The following is a 17938-nucleotide window of genomic DNA, read 5'->3' as shown; positions in this document are numbered from 1 at the left end:
TGGGGAGGTGTGCTATGCATTTCGCAGTGCCCTCGCAGTTCCGGTCTCACGCAATTCTTCCTTCGCGCCTTCGTGCCGCAGCGTGCTGCGGTGCCATGATGGCGCTTATGCCGCTGGCTTTGCATGCAGCAGACAATCTTGGCACGATTGACCCCACAATGATTGCCACGCTGCAACTGCGCGCGGAACAGGCGCCGCCACGCGAGCAGATGCAGCTATTCGCCGATCTGGCGGACAAAATCAGCTTGCTGGCTACGAAACAGATTGCTGACGGCGATGAAGAACACGCACAGGCCACGCTGAAACAACTGGAAGCCTGCACTTCGCAAATGGAAATCACCCTGAAGCTGGACAGCAAAGGTCTGAAGAAGACTGAAATGCTGCTCCACACCACCAATCGGCGATTGAAGGATCTGGTGCGTGAAGCTTCCGGTGACATGAAGCCTGTGGTGCAGTCCGCGCTGAAGCGACTGGATCAGGCGCAGACGACGTTGTTGAGTGCCATCTTTGCCAAATAAGCAGATGCTGGCGAAACGCTTTCTCCGTCTATGTGGTTGGGTCATGCTGTGTGCCCTTGCGGCACATGGCCAGCGGCATTCCACGGCCATCTCAGAAGCAGAGGAAGAGAAAATTCGCGATGCCGCCGCTGACCCCGCGCAGCGCGTCGTTGTGTTTCAGGAAATCATTGAAACCCGCGTGCACCGAATGCAGTCCATCCTGACCGACAAACGCGCACAGGGCCGCCGTGAAGATCTGAAACAGAACATGGACGAAATTGCCGGGCTGGTCGATGAGTTTGAAGACAACCTTGTGGAGTATGACAAGGCACATCGCGATCTGCGGAAACCGCTCCCGAAACTGGTCACAGCGATGGAACGTTGGGAGAGCGTGCTGAAACAGCCGCCCGTAGACGACAGCTACGAACTGACGCGGAAACTGGCGCTGGAAACCGTTGCCGACGTCAAAGCCGAAGTGACGGAGATGATCCCCGCACAGGCCGCGTACTTCAAGGCACATCCACCCGACAAGAATGCGAACCCGGGTGGCGTGGGCGAAATTCATCGCGAATAACGCGCGCATTTACACTACTTGTAGTGACACCGTTGGAACTGCAGCAGATATTTCAGGTTGCGTATCGCGATCTTCGACCGCGTGCGCCCATGCCCCCGTTTGAGATCAAATTCCGCCGATTTGTCTCGCTGAATACCACAATCCGGCTACGCGAAGGCCGCCTGCATGTCAGCCTCTCGGACTTGCTTGAGGGCGCACCGCCCTCCGTCCTGCAGGCCATCGCACACATCCTTCTCGCCAAGCTGTACCGCAAGCCGATTGAAGCATTTCATGCTGATCGCTACCGTCGTTACACGCAATCCGACGCGGTGAGCAGGCAGGCGGAACAGGCGCGGCAGACGCGTGGCCGCAAACAGATTCACACGCATCTGGGCCACTATTACGATCTGGAAGAGATCTTTGAGACCATCAATCGCCGCTTCTTTCACGGCCTGCTGGGTCGGCCCGTACTGACATGGAGCGCGCATCGTGCCCGCAGAATGCTGGGCCATTATGACGCGGCGCACAACACCATCGTGGTGAGCCGCATCTTTGATGGGCCAAAGGTGCCACGCTATGCGATTGAGTACCTGATGTACCACGAGATGCTGCATCTGAAGCATCCGGTACGTGTGCGTGCCGGGCGGCGATGCGTGCACTCACGCGAATTCCAGGCCGAAGAACGATTATTCCCCGAACTGGAAGAGGCGAAGGCGTTTCTGAAGCAGCTTTAAACGGCTTCGGCGGTCTCCGTTACAGGCTGATGCTTTGCGATCGCAATCAGGATCAAGCCGATCACAATCGTCGCCAGCGCCGCCACCTGCGCGTTGCTCATGCCCAGATAGAGCTTCTCATTGCGGCGAATAATCTCCACCAGAAAACGGCCTACACCGCTGAGGGCAAGGTATTCGCCGGTGAGCTGACCGATGGGCAGATTCTTCCGTCCGCGCACCCACAGGTACCAGCCAAGCGCCACAGAAAACAGGAACTCATACACCGGTGTGGGGTGAACCAGCAGGTCCGGAGGATTGGGCTGCGGCGGGTCAAGCGCGTCATCGTGGATGTGGACGCCCCATGGCAGTTTCGTCGCAATACCGTAGTCGCCATCGCCGGAGGTAAGGCAGCCGATGCGGCCCACACCGTAGCCGATTGCGGCTGCAGGAGCTGCAAAATCGAGGATGCGGACGGCGCCGATCTTCAGTGAGCGCCCCTGCCACATGAGCGTTCCCACGCCGAACAGAAGGCCACCAAACCACGCAAATCCTGCCTGGAACCAGTGCAGGAAGCGCAGAAGGACCTGGCCGGGTTCGTGCCATCCGGGCAGGATGATCTCCTCCATCTGCATGCGGAGTGCGAAGGGGTTCTGCAGTTCGTGCCAGACTTTGGCGCCGATGACGCCGGCAATCATGACCGTGGCGACGACCACAATTGCGTCTGCCGTAACGCCAGCGCGAACAAAAGAGCGGTGCAGCACCCAGGCCGCGGTCACGGCCGCAAGCCACATCAGGATGCCAAAGGTGCCCAGGGTGACTGAGCCGAGGTGAAGATACGGAAACATGCGCTTCACCCAGTATATCGGGGATGCGCCCCGGAATGCCTCCATCGGTTACGCTATACCTCATGGCACAACCCACCACACCCGCAGTTCCCGCCTCCGAGTGCGAGATTCTCTTTTCCGCAGACCAGATTGCCGAGCGCGTCAAAGCCATCGGCAAACAGATCAGCGACGACTATAAAGGCGACAGCATCGTCCTTGTCGGCGTGTTGAAGGGAGCCGCGATCTTCCTCGCAGACCTGGCGCGAGCCATTGAAGTGGACAACACCTTCGATTTCGTCGCGGTGTCCTCTTACGGTAAAGGCAAGACCACCAGCGGCGCAGTCAAGCTCATCAAAGACCTGGATACTCCCATTGAAGGCAAGAATGTCATCGTGGTGGAAGACATTCTTGATACCGGCCTGACCTTGAGCTATCTGCGTCGCCTGATGCTGCAACACAAGCCCGCATCGCTGAAGATTGCCACCTGCCTCGATAAGCCGGAGCGGCGCCTTGTTCCCATTGAAGCGGATTACGTCGGCTTCAGCATCCCCAATCAGTTTGTGATTGGTTATGGCATGGATTACGCAGAGAAGTATCGCAACGTGGCGGACATCCGCCTGTTCCCCGAAGACAAGGCTTAGGTCGTATCCACAGATACGGTTTTGAAATATGAGGTTTTGAAGGGGCCCGGTTTCAGCCGGGCCCCTCTGCATGGAACTATAAATAATTTCTTTACCTCTCTTGTCTTTAGCGGGAGAGGTAAAGAAAAACAGCGGGGATGGAAGATGGATGACGGCGCTTTACAGATGTCCCCCATCTGTTACTCTCCCCTCAGCACCCATTCATCTCAGCGACACACGAGGAGCCGATCATGCTCTTGCGCCGCCGTATTCTCTCCGCTGCCCTCATCGCGGCCACCTGCCTCCCTGCCCTCGCACAGTCAAAGTACCAGCCGCAAAAGGGCTCAGAGATTCTCTGGGACAAGTGGGGCGTCCCTCACATCTTCGCCAAATCGACGAAGGACATGTTCTACCTCTACGGCTACGCGCAGACTGAAGCCCACGGCGAACTCCTGATGCACGTCATGGCCGGATCACGCGGCCGCTCCAGCGAAATTTACGGCCCGGGCGACGGCGATCGCAACCTCAAAACCGACCGCTGGGTCTGGCTCAACGAAGTGCCAAAACGCTCTGCCCTCTGGCTCTCCGAACAAACGCCAGAGTTCCGCGGTTACCTTGAAGCCTTCGCCGCTGGCATCAATGCTTACGCCGCCAAACACCCCGACAGACTCAGCGCCGAAGCAAAGCAAGTCCTCCCCATCACCGCGCTCGATGTCGTGCAACACACGCATCACTTCGTCAACTTCGAATTCGTAGCCGGCAGCCGCCTCATGGATGCGCGCAACACCGAAACCGCCGCACTGGAATCGCCATTCGCTCCCACCAACATGGACATGCAGGACGGCTCCAACGGCTGGGCCATCGGTCCCTCACACACCACCAGCGGCAACGCGATGCTGCTCATGAATCCGCATCTCGCCATGGCAGGCGAACAGAGCTACTTTGAAGCGCAACTCGTCGCGCCCGGCATCAATCTCTTCGGCGCATCGCAGATCGGTCTGCCCGTCATGCGCTTCTGCTTTTCCGACTACGTAGCCATCACCAACACGGTCAACACCAACAACGGCGCACTGCAATTCACCATCAAGGAGCAGGACGGCGGCTATCTCTACGACGGCAAAGTCCTCAAGTACGAAACCGCGCAATATCCCTTCCGCGTGAAGCAGAAGGACGGCAGCCTGACCACCGAAATCGTGCAGGTGCAGAAGACCGTCCACGGCCCCATCGTGCGCCGCGACAACGGCATCCCCATCGCACTCTACGCCGCGGGCCTCGACAAGCCCTTCTTCCTGGAGCAGTACTGGAAGATGGACACCGCGCACAATCTCGCCGAGTATCAAACGCAGCTCAAGCGACTCGAAGTCCCCATGTACAACATCCTGTACGCGGACCGCGATGGCCACATTGAATACCTCTTCAACGCCAACGTCCCGCGCCGCACCGGCGACTGGGCCATGTGGACCAAACCCGTCGATGGCTCCACCAGCGGAACCATGCCGCACGGCATCCTCAGCTACGATGAACTGCCCAAGCAGGTCGATCCCGCCAGCGGCTACATCCAGAACTCCAACCAGCCGCCTTGGGACGCCGCATGGCCCACCATGATCGACCGCGCAAAGTACCCGGCGTACGTCTCATCCTTCTTCCCACTCTTCCGCTCCGACCGCGCCCTGCGCATGCTCAGCGAAGACCAGAAGTTTACCTTTGACATGCTGTTGCAGAAGAAGTTCTCCACCCGCATGGAGATGGCCGACCGCATGATGGACGACCTGCAATCCGCCGTCGCACAGTACGGCTCACCCAAGGCGAAGAAGGCCGCCGAAATCCTCAAGAACTGGGACCACGCCGCCGAAGCCAACTCCCGCGGCGCATTCCTCTTCTACGTGTGGGCGCAGAAGTTCATCGGCCCCTCCGTCGGCATGCAGACTCCAAAATCCATGCAGAACTTCGCCGTGCCTTACAAGTACGACGAACCTCTGACCACGCCGAGCGGCATCAAGGACCCCAAACTCGCCGCGCAGATGCTCGACGCCGCCTACGACGAAACCGTCAAGACCTACGGCGCACCCGACCGCCCCTGGGGCGAAGTGATGAAGTTTGAAATCAACGGCCAGTCCGACGGCAACACATCCGCGCCGCGCGGCGAAGCCCTCAACGGCGTCAGCCTCCCCGGCAACGGCGGCCCCGGCAACCTCGGCATCTTCCGCGTCATCACCTGGGGTCCCCTGATCGACGGCAAGAAAACACCCGTCCACGGCGACGGCTTCACCGTAGCGCTGGAATTCAGCAAAACCGGCGTCAAACAGGCCAAAACCTTCGTCTACTACGGCGAATCGTCCCAGCCCGGCTCACCCTTCCACACCGACGAACTGCCCCTTGCTGAAAAGAAGCAGTGGCGCGACGTGTGGCGCATCCGCAAAGAAGTCCTCGCAAACCTGAGCTCCCGCGAGACGTTCTAGCTGGCATATCCAGGAACGAACGCAGCGCTCGCAGCGGTCCGCCGCGCACGCTGCGTTCGCTCTTTTCAGCAGTTAAACTAAAAGACGATGCGTCACTTCCAACTCAAAGCCCTCGCGGCGCTCCTTGCGCTGCCGTTCTCCGCCTTCGCTGCCAGCACCATCACTGGCACCGTCACCAACGGCACTGTCAACAAGCCGTCCGCAGGTGACACCGTCACGCTCATCCGTCTTGCGCAGGGCATGCAGGAAGCCACGCACACCACCTCCGACGCCAAGGGCCACTACGAGCTCAACGTTCCCGACGAAGGCATCCATCTCGTCCGCGTCACGCATGAGGGAGCGAACTACTTCAAGCCAGCGCCTCCGGGGACCACCAGCGTTGACATCGACGTCTACAGCGTCGCCGCCAAAGTCCCCGGCGTAAAGCTCGAAGCCGACGTCATGCGCCTGCAGACAGACTCCGACGGCAAGAACCTGCGCGTCGTGCAGCACTTCTTCCTCAAGAACGACTCCGCACCGCCCAAGACACAGTTCTCCCCGGAAGCCACCTTTGACTTCACGCTTCCTGAAGGCGCAGTCATTGAAGGCGGAGCAGCACAAGGCCCCGGCGGCATGACCGTCCAGTCGCAGCCCATGCCGTTGCCCAAGAAGGGCCACTACAGCTTCAACTTCGCCATCCGTCCCGGCGGCCAGACGCAGTTCCAGGTCAGCTACCACGTGCCGTACTCCGGCAGCATGAAACTCACCCCAACCACCGTCATGCCTGCGGACAACGTCATCGTCATGATGCCGAAGCAGATGAAGTTCGACGGCGGCAGCACCCCGTGGGCACCCGTGCAGGACGAGGTGGACGCGCAAACCTTCGTCGCCCGCAACCTCGGCGCGAACGACGTGGCAGAGTTCACCGTCAGCGGCAGCGGCCAGCTTCCCAAGCCCACCGAAACCACCGACGGCAGCCCGCAAGCACCCCAGGGAGCACCCGGTGCAGCACAAGGGCCCATGCAGGCTCAGCCCACCGGCGCATCTGCTGAAAAGCCCGGCGGCGGCCTCGGCAACCCCATCGACACCCCCGATCCGCTCTCCAAGTACAAGTGGTGGATCATCGCAGGCGTAGGCCTCGCACTCGCAGCCGGAGCAGGCTTCCTTCTCTCTCGTCCGCAAAACACGCCTGCAACAGCAACCACTCCCGACGCGACGACAAACAGCTCCACCCCGACCACCGTTGTTCCCTCTCACGCGAATATTGCTCCGACAACGCTCCTCAGCGTCCTGCGCGACGAACTCTTCCAACTGGAAAGCGACAAGCTGACCGGAAAAATCACCGAAGAACAATACGCCCGCGTAAAGCCCGCGCTTGAGATCGTTCTGCAGAACGCACTCGAGCGTCAGAAGAACGCGTAGTCACAAAGCACTTCCAAACAAAGCCCGTCATCCCCAACAAGGATGACGGGCTTTTTGTTGCGAACAAGAAACCATCGAACCGCGATCCCCTCTCATCGACGAATCCTCCTCAGCCACAAATCCAAACCAGCTTCGCAAAGCGAAGCTCTTGCGGCCAAAAGGCCGTCCCACTAGCGAAGCTCTAACGGCCAAAGGCCGTCATCCTGAGCGAAACGAAGTGAAGCCGAAGGACCTGCATTCCTCACACCCTCTACGACGCAACAGGAAATCGAAAACCCACAAACAGCGCACGAATCAAACGCCACGGCCACCACGAAATAGTCAACGTCGCAACGAACCAAGCGCCAGAACCGCGACGAATAGCCAGCGTGGCATCGAATCAAACACCATGGCCACGACGAAATAGCCAGCGTGGCAACGAATCAAGCGCCAAAGGCGCGACGAGATATTAGCCTAGGCCGAAGGCCTAGGTAGCAAGCCCGCGAAGACAAAGGGCCAAAGGCCCGCTCTATCGGACCATCGACAAATCCAAATCAGCTTCGCTTACGGCGAGGCTTAAACGCGCTCCGCGAACTTATTACTAGCCACGAGATTCAGCGGATAATTCAATTAGATAAAAATTGGGTTGTCTATTCCCAACTGATATAGGTCACACGGGCGAGCAATACCATGCCATGAGATATGGCCTTCTCCGGATCACGGTTTCGGCTTATCGGGGTCTGAGCGGAATACGCTGCCAAAAAGGAAAAAGGAGCATACCCTCAACCCCGCGCGCCTCGCAGAACCACGCGGCTGGCCCACGCCGAAGGCGTCGAGAACCACCCAAAGTGCTGTCAAGCCCCAAACCATCCAACCCCAACAAACCAAAGGAAATAGAGTTGGCATGGTATTTCCCCAAAACCAACTAAAATAAAAACAAAGGAAAGCAAAAAGCCAAGAGCTAACAGCTAAAGGCTTTAGAAAGACGATTTTGCCCCTAACCCCAGCAGAAAGACGATTTTACAGCCACTAAAAACCGTAACCCATTTAGAAAGAAGATTTTAGAAAACATAGGGGAGGGGTCCCCCCGTACCGGCGCGATACCATGGAAAACGAATGGCGAAGTCAAAGAAAAAGCAGCAGAACCCACCCAAAACCGTCCAGGTCATCGATCCGCGCTGGCTCCTCAAAATGCTCGGCCTCACGATTGGCGCGGCCTTCGTCTGCGCCTATCTGGCAATGGGAGCGATGATCTACATGGGTTCCTGGCAGCTTGTCCTTCACCCCACGCGCAAGGCCAACGGAGGAACCGGGTTAGCCTCGGAGAAGCTCCGCTTCGGCACCGACGCCAGCGGCCAGCCGCAGCTCTCCGGCGAATGGATCACCGCCGGCGCGGAATCGCCGCGCGCCTCCTACGCCGTCCTCTACCTCCGCGGCGCAGACGGTCAGCTTGATGCCGCGGACAGCACACAGATCGCTGCCTTGCGCGACCTCGGCCTCAACGTGCTCGCCTTCGACTACCGCGGCTACGGCGACAGTGCACAGCGCCCGCATCCCAGCCAGGACCACATGCTGGCCGACGCCGTCTCTGCATGGGAATACCTCACCGGAACGCGCCACATCCAGCCGGATCATGTGCTGGTCTTCGGCAGCGGTATCGGCGTCTCCATCGGCACGCAACTACTCCAGAACTACGGTCCCGGCGCAGGTCTGATCGCCTACAACGCCGACCCGTCAGTGGAAACCCGTGTCCGCGCCGACGCCCGAGTACTGCTCTATCCCATGCACCTGGTCTTCCACGATGGCTTCCCGCTCGACGGCCTGCAGCACCTGGCTACACCCAAGCTGCTCTACACCGTCGGCCCACTGGATAAGGCCCGCACTGCCACCTATCAGGGTGCCGCCGACCCCAAGCTGACCGTCGAGGTACCCACCCACGACGCCGTCGTGGAAAGGGCTGCGCTGGCCCGCTTCCTGGACAGCATCCTGCCCGGTGGCCCCGTGCCGGTATTGGCACCCACAACGAAATAGCTACAAGGAATACAGCGAAAACACCTTAGCCTGACTTTGAGAGGTGTGTTTTCATGGGCCGATTTTTCGACCGTCTGCAACCCTTTACCCTGTTGATCCTGCGTCTTGTCTTTGGTGCGGCGCTCATCTCCGCAAGCTGGCATAAGGTGATTCCGCACGGCGGTCTGCACGGCAATAACCTCTTCTCCGCCATTGAGAAGTGGAACCACTACGTGATGACGCTGGGAATGCCCGCATGGCTCGGCACCATCTCCGCACTGGTGGAGTTTCTGGGTGGCTTCTGCATCCTACTGGGACTGTTTACACGCCTCTTCGGCGCGCTGATCACCATCACCCTGATCGTCGGCATCGCCAAGGTCACCTACCCTGCCTACGACGCCTCCAAGTACCCGCTCGCCATCTGCGTACTGGCCCTCGTCGCAGCCGCCTTCGGTGCCGGCATGCTCTCCCTCGACCGTCGTCTCAGCATCGAGTAGTACATACTTGACAGTCACGCACGCTGACAACAGGCATCACCCACAGCCCATACCGCCCTATAGAAGTGAAGGCTCCCGATACTCTGGGAGCCTTACATAAAAGGTGGGAAGATTTGTTGCGGATAGGTGAAACCGGTGTCGTAGAGGGTGACCCCGGCTAATTGCTGACTACATCCAATAAGACGCAATTTTCGACTAAAGGTTGCGCGGTCCAAAGGATGCTTTCACAGGAATCTAAATGGATACGTCGTGACATATCAGATGACGACATTTCCGTGTCCAAACGTGCGTTTGAAACCATCCTTAAACAAACTGCAGATACTGATCCTGCCCCAGTTTGGCGCCCGGAAACACCTGGGAAAGATCGCGTGTTCCCAACGCATGTTGCGTCGCTTCGGCCAATACCTGCCGGAAGTCCGTGGTGATCGCCAGATCGCGTCCCTCATTCAACTGGTGGTCTTCCAATCCGGGCCATTCACCATAGACCTTGCCCCCGCGAATAGTGCCTCCCAGCACAAACATCACGTTGCCATGCCCATGATCTGTGCCGCCGGTACCGTTCTGTCGTGCAGTACGACCAAACTCACTCATCGTGACCAGCGTGATGTGCTCGGCATCCTGCCCCATGTCATTCCAGAAGCACGCAATCGCCTCGCTGAACTCCTTCAGCCGATTCGCAAGACGTCCCTGCACTGCTCCCTGCGCCTGATGTGTGTCCCAGTCGTTGATGTCGGCAAACGCCGCTTCCACGCCGAGATTAGCCTTCATCAACTGCGCCACCTGCTTCAGGCTGTTGGCGAAGGAAGTGCTCGGATACACAACGCCATTGGCAGGCTGATAATGCGCAGGATCAGTTGCCTTTAGCATCCGCACAGCCTCAAACGTCTCCTGCCCTTCACCACTCAGGATGCGATCATGCGTTCCGGCATACATCTCCTGAAACGCGTTGGAGACAGCCGTGGCTTGCGCACCCTGGCTGTTGCCCACGGAGAAGTTCGCCACGTTCGACACAGCAACTGCAGGCAGACGCCCCTGCAACGTACGAGGCACCTGGGTTCCCAGCGCCACAGCACGAAATGCTCTTGCCGCCTTGGGATCGACACGCTCCGCCTGCAACGCACGATTCAGCCATCCATCCTGCGTACTCTTGATGCCGGGCGTGCCGCTCTCCATGTAGTCCTGCGCATCGAAGTGTGACCGCGTGGTATCCGGCGAACCCACGGCATGTACCACAGCCAGATGTCCCTTCTGATACAGCGGCAGCAGCGGAGCCATGGCGGGGTGTAATCCAAACTGCCCATCCAGATCCAGCACTTCATTCGGTTGAATGGCAATGTTCGGACGCATCGCATAGTAGTTCTTCTCGCGATACGGCACCACGATGTTCAGACCGTCCGCCGCGCCGCGTTGAAACAACACCACAAGCTTCTTCCCGTTGGCTTGTGCAGTAGCCTGTTCCGCCATCACGGAACGCACCAGGAACTGCGGAACTGTTGCTGTACCGACTAATGCAAGAGCGCCGTTCTTTACAAATGCCCGCCGTGAAAACATTGTGCTACCTCTCGCCTTACTGTTGCTTCGTTACCGCCGTTGAAACTCCGGCGCACCAAGCAGGAGTCCTGCCATTGCCGCAGCCTGTTTATCCGCAGGTGGCGGTCCCATCTTTGCTGGTGTTGCACCCAGACCGCGCTGCACAACCGCCTGCCCCTTCACTGCGCCTGCTGCTTTCGTGGGTGGCGGCATTCCGTTGCGGTGGCCCATCATCATCTCGTCCAACTTGTCCTGCTGCTGCGCATCTCTCTCAGCCGGCGTTAGCACTCGACCGTTGTTCGTCTGAGAGAACTGCTGCGAAGCCTGCGCTGCTACATTGTCATTGCCTTGCGAAATAACGGCAGAGCGTGTCTGCGCACTAACCGGAACCTCAAAGAGCTTCGCCTCCAGCAACGATTCCTTACGCATCGCCTCCGGATTAGACAATGCAGTTGAAGTCATCGCCACAGGATGCGTGGTTGCTGCATTCGAATCTGCGATCACCGGCGTCCAATCCACACTCACACCGCCAACGCGATTTGTTGCCAGCGTCAGCGAAAAGTTCATGCGATTGATCAGCGCCGAAGAACTTAACCATGTCTCTTCATCCCACTTGTAACCAGTCGGTGGCATGCATCCATACAAAGGCATACCAAGCTGCTGTAGCGATTGCACCAGTGGCAATGGATTTGTCACCTCTGCGCCGCTTGCACGTACTGCACTGGTGACGTATTCCAGCGGCGTCTTCAACTTTGCATTCACGGTCGCTGTGGTGAAGAACTCCTGAGAATGCACCATCGCCAGCAGCACCGCTTTGATATCGCCGTTCGATTTGAGAAACGTTTGTGCCATGCGATCTACCATCGCCTTCGGCGGTGCGTCACTTACAAATCGCTGTGCAAGCTCGGTACTGATGAAGTGAGCTGTCGCAGGGCTGGTGGCCAGCATGTGCAGTACTTCACGGCCTTCATCTTCGCCACCAGACTTAATCGTTTTGCCCAATACCGTCTTGCTTCCCGGCTCATGGCGATTGGGATTGAAGGAGTAATCACCACCGTCGTAAGGGCGTTCCAGTGTCCATCCCGTGAACACTTTTGCCACTTCGGTGACGTCTTTCTGTGTGTATCCCCCATTCACACCAAGCGTGTGTAGCTCCATGAGCTCGCGCCCGTAATTCTCATTCAATCCTGAATTCGATTTGTTCTTTGGGTTGCGTCTTTCACGCTGTGCTGCCAGCGAATTCGGGCCGGTACTGGTGGCGTTATCCAGATAACGAAGCATGGCTGGACTCTGCGCCGTGGCCACCAGAAGGTCTTCAAAATGTCCCAGTGCGTGGTCGCGGATCGTTTGCTCATATTGCGGAATCAGTGAAGGCTCCTGGCCGTCTTTGCCACTGAAAATGTTGAAGTGATTCAGCCAGAAATCTGTCATCACGGCTTCCAGTTGTCGTTGCGAATAGATATCACGTAACAGCCGCGCGCCCTGTGTTTCCGCGTTGATCATGCGGTTGGTGCCGGAAAGAGCCAGAAGCGTTTCCTTCTGCAAAGGAGACATGCCATCGACAAGCTTCGCTTCCAGAGGGCCACGTGCGCCTTTGCGCAGCGCAATCAGTTCTGCAGGAGGCATGTGCAGGAGTTGCACGTAACGGTCATTCGGGGAGAGGGCGAGAATGGCATCCACCTGCGGCTTTTCCATCGCGGGTGTGGTCTGTTCCAGATTGACAACTGCGGCCTGCGCTTGCACCTGCGCTGCTGTCTGCGCAGTAGGCTTTTCTGCTGCGCCGTTCATCATGGGAGCAGCCATGTTGTTGCCAGCAGGCTGCGCCTTGGCGGCTTTATTGTCCTGCACCATCTGGTAGAACTCCACCTGATCGCTGACAATAGCGCGCAACTCCGGATCGGCAGGCAATTTCCCGCTGCGTGCCAACACACGAACCGTCGCTGGTTCCGGATAGCGCTGCAGTCGCTCTGCCTGTGTCATGCGCAACGCGGGATAGACGTCCATGCGCGTTTCAAAACTCGAGTCGGGAATGTTCTCTGGATTCAACTGCTGCTGGAACCATGTCTCAATACCGACGCTGCGAATGCTTTGAAGATCCGATGCCGTAGGACCGAAGGTGAAGCGTTGCAGCATCAACTCCGCACGTGCGTTCCGATCCAGCGGTCGCACAGGATTGACTCGCGGCGCGGCGGGCATAGCCGGTGCCGCCAGGGTGCCACAGAGAACCGCAGAAAGACCGGCACGAAAAGCATTCGAGGCACGCATCGGGCAACAACCTCCGGCAAGCACGCAGGCTCGCTACATCCCTACTGACACGCGTGTTCTTGAGATTGTTGCGCGGAAGGTAAAACTTTGTGAGTCCTGGCGCATGTTCGCCGGCAATTTTTCGTTAAGACGAATATGTTCTGCGGTTTAACGGCGAGTGGCAATCCACTGCATCAGTCCAGATGCCTGTGGCTCCTGGGCAAGAAAACGCATGTTCTGACCAGCAGAAACACTCAATGCCTCTGCCGCAAGACGTCCGCTGCGTACCGCGCCTTCCATAGTGGAAGGCCATCCTGTAGCAGTCCAGTCACCCGCAATGAACAGGCCGGGCAGCCCCGTATCCTGCTTCGGACGATGTACGTCAAGCCCCGGTGTAACGGAGAACGTGGCGCGCGCTTCCTTCAGGATGCCGCTCTTTACCAACTTCGCTTCGTTCACCGCGGGGAAGAACATGGCGAGTTCGCGCAATGCGTTGGAGAAGATAGCCTCGCGCGTCTGGTGAAGCTGCTCAAATGATGCGGAGATCACCAGTTCGCAATAGCTTCCGCGCTCTACGGTCCAGCGGCGGATGCGCGATTTGTGAAAGAGCCACTGGATGCCGGTATCCAGCAACACAGCATGATCCAGCTCTGTAATCTGACGATCAAACCACAGATGAACCGTTGTGATGGGTGCGTTCTTGAAGTGCTGAAATGCGTCATTCGCCTGTGGTAACAGGCTTGCTGTCTGATGAAAATTCGTCGCCAGAATTACGTTATGCGCAACAAAATCGCCTTCAGACGTACTCACCCGCCACGCGTCTTCATTCCTGCGCAGCGCTGTTACCGACTGCGATAGACGAAGCTCCGCACCCTGCCGCACACATTGTTCAGCTACGTAGCCGTAAAACTGCGACAGCGGCAGAGTCGGAATCCCCAGACGTCCACCTTCTGCAGATTTCAAAAATGATTCGTGAAAGACCTGCCCGGCGTACTTCGTAGAACAGTTTTCAAAACTATCGTTTAACGCACCAACGATCACCGGTTCCCACAGATGCTTGATCGCGCCTTCTGTTTGTCCGGTGCGCTTTAACCATGTGGCAAAGCTTTCGCTGTCATCCTGCGGATAGCCACGCAGAAACTCCATCAATCCGCGCGCAACCGCAACCTTGTCCTTCATGGCCAGCATGGGTGCGCGCAGGAAATCAAACGAAGTATGAAACGGCGCAGGCATACCGCCGGGTTTCAGGCGTGTGCGCGGCGCATTTCCCGGCTGCAGAAACGTCAGTTCGTCATACCAGCGGATACGATCCGCTACACCCGACTTCGCACATAAATCAATCAGGTTTGTGCAGCATCCCAGCAGCACGTGCTGGCAATCAATCTCTTCGTGCAGAACAGGATGTTCATAGGAATATGCACGACCGCCGACGAAGGGCTTGCGCTCCAGTATGAGTACCGATGCACCTGCCGCGGACAACGACGACGCTGCAGCAAGACCAGCCAGACCTGCACCGACAACGATAACGTCAAACGACGGAACGCTCACGCCGTTCCTCCGCGAGCCAGCAGTGCACGCACCATGCCGCCCGCCAGCACACGCAACTTGCGTCCTGTAGAGACGCTCACACGCTGCTGCAGCACGTCATAGTTGCGTGCAACGATCTCCTTCAGCAACAGGTGATAGATCGTAATGAGAACGCGCATCGCGGGCCGGCTATCGCGGTCGAGCAGCGGGATCAAATCCTCCGCAGCAGCGTAGTATTTCTCTGCGCGAGTGGCAACTTCCGCAAGCAATGTGCGCAACTCCGGACGCATTGAGCCGCTTGCAGACGCTGCCAGAACATCCTGTGCTGTTAATTGATGCTTTGCGAGCAGGTCTTCCGGAAGATAGACACGGCCACGTTCTGCATCTTCCTTCACATCGCGCAGAATATTCGTCAGTTGAAACGCAAGCCCAATCTTCTCTGCATACTCTTCCGCAACGTGATCGCAGTAGCCGAAGATACGGATCGTCGTAAGCCCCACGACAGACGCCACAAGGTAGCAATAGCCTTCCAGCGCCTGCATCGTCTCGTAAACATCTACCGTGCGGCTCTCCAACTGTATGCGGCGAACACCCTGCGGCGGCTCCACCTTCAGGTCCATCGTGGTGCCAACGATAAGCTGTTCCAACAGATTGTCCGACACGCCGAAACTCTGCTGCACGTCCGCAACCGCAAGAAAGACAGCATGATCACGCTTATCTTCCGGCAGCACGGGCGACTCATCATGAAACGCCGCGCGGCGAAACCCGTTCCAGGAAGCCAGCCATCCAGCCATTTGCATGCGGCGCGTTTCGAGCGTGAAACTTTCATCGTCGCTGATGTCATCTGCACGACGCATAAACGCATACACGGCGCACATGGCTTCGCGCTTGTGTTTTGGCAACGCGAGGAAGCCATAGTAAAAATTCTTGGCTTCGCGCTTGGCAATGGCGCAGCACTCCGCATACGCGGCTTCGAGTTGCACTGTGCGACGCATCTTCAACGGAGACCCCGCGATCCACGATGCACACCAAGCTTACTCAGTCCGGCGCCAAACAGCAGCTTTAACTTTGCACTCTTGCTGACTTCAGGGCGCTGACTCAGCGTGTTGTACCCAATGGCTGCAATTGCATCCAGGATGGCAAGGCCGCCCTGCGTAAAGAGCCGCAGCGTCGCCGCAAGTTCGCGGTCCACGCGATCAATCAACGGTGCGCCTTCCAGCAACATCACGCGCGTCTCTGCGCATAGTTCCTGCAACATCGTGCGATAGCCAGCCGTCTCGCGTCCGCTGCGAAGGTCCGCTTCCGTCACGCCAAACTTCTCCATCCGATCCTGCGGCAGATAGATACGGTCGCGTTCGTGCAGGTCTTCGCCCACATCCTGCCAGAAGTTTGCAAGCTGCAGTGCCGTGCATGTCTTATGGCTCAACGCATGAAGCGCAGGATCACGATAGCCGCACAGATACAGCACCAACGAGCCAACCGGATTTGCCGAATACACGGAGTATTCTTCGTCCTCGCGCAACGTAGCAAAACGCGTCTTCACCTGGTCTAGCTCAAACGCTGCAATGAGATCGGTAAATGGTTGCTTCGGCAAATCGCAAGCCACGATCGTTGGCCGCAAAGCAACAAAGACAGGATGCCGCGACAATTCCGGCGCGTCGTAGCACTCATCCAACATCTGGCGCCACGTAGACAACAGGCGCGTGGCTGTTGCCGTGTCCGCGACTTCATCCCCCAGATCATCCGACACGCGGCAGAAGGCATACACCGCATGAAAGTGTGAACGCAACGGCTTCGACAGGAATGCCGTGGCTACATGGAAGTTTTCGTAATGCGATTCAGCCAGCGCCTTGCACCATGCCTGCGCCTCCTCCAGCGTGGGACGCGTGGCTGGCTCCAGTAATTCCACTGGAGCGCCTTCCAGCCGCTGCTCTGCCACGGACGTCATGCCGCGCTCCCGGGCAGGATGGCCGTCTTGATGTCGAGCATGCGGTTGCCGCTGCGTACCAGCATCTTCGCGAAAACATCCGGTACATCACTCAACGATGCGGTGGCAGTAATGAAATCTTCCGCATGCATGCGTCCGCTGGTGATGAGTTCAAAAGCACGGCGATTCGTGGCCGGTGTGTGATGGAACGTGGCCTTCAGAGTGATGTCGCCGTAGTGCAGCCGATTGGTATCCAGCGCCACGACCGTACCGCTTGGTGGGCCGCCGAAGAAATTCACCGTGCCGCCCTTACGCACCATGTCGACGGACTGCTCCCACGTGGCCGGTGTGGCAACACATTCCACCACAATGTCCGCGCCTTCATTTTCAGGCGTCAGAGCACGCACAGCCGCAACGGTATCGACGCCATCCGCAATCTGAACCACTTCATCCGCGCCAAATCTCCTCGCGCTGGCAACCTGGTCATCACGCTTCACCACGGCAATCACACGGCACCCGCTAATGTGCGCCGTGCGGATGAACATGAGTCCAATCGGACCGGCTCCGATAACCACCAGAGTGTCACCCGGCTTGGGGAAACATTGCTCCAACCCCAGGACCACACACGCCAATGGCTCCATCAGAGCAGCTTGCTCAAACGGAACTCCGTCCGGGATGTGCAGTGTATTCTTCTCCACGATGCGCGCCGGAATACGGATATATTCGGCATAGGCGCCGTTATTAAACATCAAATCGCTGCACAGGTTCGGCTGATCGCGACGGCAGAACAGGCAAACGCCACAAGGAGCCGAATTCGACGCCACAACACGATCACCGGGCTGAAAACCGGCAACTCCCTCACCCATAGCCACGATGGTTCCGGCAATTTCATGCCCGAAGAGCGTGGGAGGGACCAGCATTTTCGCGTGGTATCCGCGGCGGAACACCTTCAGGTCTGTCCCACAGGTCAAGGCCGCGCCAGCGCGAACCAAAAGCTCTCCGGGACCAATTTCTGGAACAGAAACCGTCTCCAGCCTCAGGTCTTCCCTGCCATGGAGAACTACGGCTTGCATCGTCTTTGCCATTCGTTACTATTTTCTCACCTGTTGCAGTGTTGGGCAGACGATCCGAAACGGATGATCCCTTCTTCGCATCTG

15 protein-coding genes are annotated in these 17938 nt (G+C 58.0%); 8 read left to right on the top strand and 7 right to left on the bottom strand.

The window, feature by feature from the left end:
* Positions 1–14: 14 nt before the first annotated feature.
* The 3 genes from AB6729_RS03115 to AB6729_RS03105 are packed head-to-tail and all read left to right on the top strand — an operon-like array spanning position 15 to position 1784.
* Positions 15–518 carry a hypothetical protein gene (locus tag AB6729_RS03115; RefSeq protein ID WP_371080092.1) on the top strand — a complete coding sequence of 168 codons (504 nt, stop codon included), beginning with the start codon at positions 15–17 and terminating at the stop codon, positions 516–518.
* A gap of 43 nt (positions 519–561) precedes the next feature.
* Positions 562–1071 (top strand): hypothetical protein, encoded by a 510-nt coding sequence (locus tag AB6729_RS03110; RefSeq protein WP_371080091.1) that lies wholly within the window; start codon positions 562–564, stop codon positions 1069–1071.
* A 23-nt stretch (positions 1072–1094) separates the two neighbouring features.
* A complete protein-coding gene (locus tag AB6729_RS03105; protein ID WP_371080090.1) occupies positions 1095–1784 on the top strand; it encodes a M48 family peptidase in 690 nt (229 codons plus the stop codon).
* Here AB6729_RS03105 and AB6729_RS03100 read toward each other — a convergent pair.
* On the bottom strand, positions 1781–2608 hold the full coding sequence (locus AB6729_RS03100) for a prolipoprotein diacylglyceryl transferase (RefSeq protein ID WP_371080089.1): 828 nt from the start codon (positions 2606–2608) through the stop codon (positions 1781–1783). The two genes, AB6729_RS03105 and AB6729_RS03100, sit on opposite strands and share 4 nt — an antisense overlap.
* A gap of 62 nt (positions 2609–2670) precedes the next feature.
* On the opposite strand from AB6729_RS03100, the gene hpt reads away from it, so the two are divergent.
* The 5 genes from hpt to AB6729_RS03075 all read left to right on the top strand — a co-directional run bounded on the left by hpt (position 2671) and on the right by AB6729_RS03075 (position 9553).
* Entirely contained in the window at positions 2671–3228 is a 558-nt protein-coding gene (hpt, locus tag AB6729_RS03095) for a hypoxanthine phosphoribosyltransferase (RefSeq protein ID WP_371081185.1), read from the top strand.
* Between the two features lie 230 nt (positions 3229–3458).
* Positions 3459–5666 (top strand): penicillin acylase family protein, encoded by a 2208-nt coding sequence (locus AB6729_RS03090; RefSeq protein ID WP_371080088.1) that lies wholly within the window; start codon positions 3459–3461, stop codon positions 5664–5666.
* 87 nt (positions 5667–5753) lie between these two features.
* Positions 5754–7067, top strand: a complete 1314-nt coding sequence (locus AB6729_RS03085) for a carboxypeptidase regulatory-like domain-containing protein (RefSeq protein WP_371080087.1) — start codon at positions 5754–5756, stop codon at positions 7065–7067.
* A 1095-nt stretch (positions 7068–8162) separates the two neighbouring features.
* Complete coding sequence (locus tag AB6729_RS03080) at positions 8163–9077, top strand: serine aminopeptidase domain-containing protein (RefSeq protein ID WP_371080086.1); 915 nt, start codon at positions 8163–8165, stop codon at positions 9075–9077.
* A gap of 53 nt (positions 9078–9130) precedes the next feature.
* Complete coding sequence (locus tag AB6729_RS03075; protein ID WP_371080085.1) at positions 9131–9553, top strand: DoxX family protein; 423 nt, start codon at positions 9131–9133, stop codon at positions 9551–9553.
* 303 nt (positions 9554–9856) lie between these two features.
* Here the strand turns inward: AB6729_RS03075 and AB6729_RS03070 are convergent, their stop codons facing one another.
* From AB6729_RS03070 to AB6729_RS03045, 6 genes are all read right to left on the bottom strand, one after another.
* The gene (locus AB6729_RS03070) at positions 9857–11104 is read right to left on the bottom strand and encodes a DUF1501 domain-containing protein (protein ID WP_371080084.1); all 1248 of its coding nucleotides are present in this window, start codon (positions 11102–11104) and stop codon (positions 9857–9859) included.
* Between the two features lie 30 nt (positions 11105–11134).
* Positions 11135–13348: a DUF1800 domain-containing protein gene (locus tag AB6729_RS03065; protein ID WP_371080083.1), complete on the bottom strand. Its 2214-nt coding sequence runs from the start codon at positions 13346–13348 to the stop codon at positions 11135–11137.
* 147 nt (positions 13349–13495) lie between these two features.
* Positions 13496–14875, bottom strand: coding sequence for a hydroxysqualene dehydroxylase HpnE (gene hpnE, locus AB6729_RS03060; RefSeq protein WP_371080082.1), 1380 nt, complete (start codon positions 14873–14875; stop codon positions 13496–13498).
* Positions 14872–15849, bottom strand: a complete 978-nt coding sequence (locus AB6729_RS03055; protein ID WP_371080081.1) for a phytoene/squalene synthase family protein — start codon at positions 15847–15849, stop codon at positions 14872–14874. The genes hpnE and AB6729_RS03055 overlap by 4 nt, the downstream gene beginning before the upstream one ends.
* Before the next feature lie 2 nt (positions 15850–15851).
* Positions 15852–16802: a squalene synthase HpnC gene (hpnC, locus tag AB6729_RS03050; RefSeq protein ID WP_371080080.1), complete on the bottom strand. Its 951-nt coding sequence runs from the start codon at positions 16800–16802 to the stop codon at positions 15852–15854.
* Complete coding sequence (locus AB6729_RS03045) at positions 16799–17866, bottom strand: zinc-binding dehydrogenase (RefSeq protein ID WP_371080079.1); 1068 nt, start codon at positions 17864–17866, stop codon at positions 16799–16801. The genes hpnC and AB6729_RS03045 overlap by 4 nt, the downstream gene beginning before the upstream one ends.
* Positions 17867–17938 lie beyond the last annotated feature (72 nt).

The sequence above is a fragment of the Terriglobus sp. RCC_193 genome (assembly GCF_041355105.1).
Taxonomy (GTDB): domain Bacteria; phylum Acidobacteriota; class Terriglobia; order Terriglobales; family Acidobacteriaceae; genus Terriglobus.
This window is presented reverse-complemented; position numbering and strand designations above follow the sequence as displayed.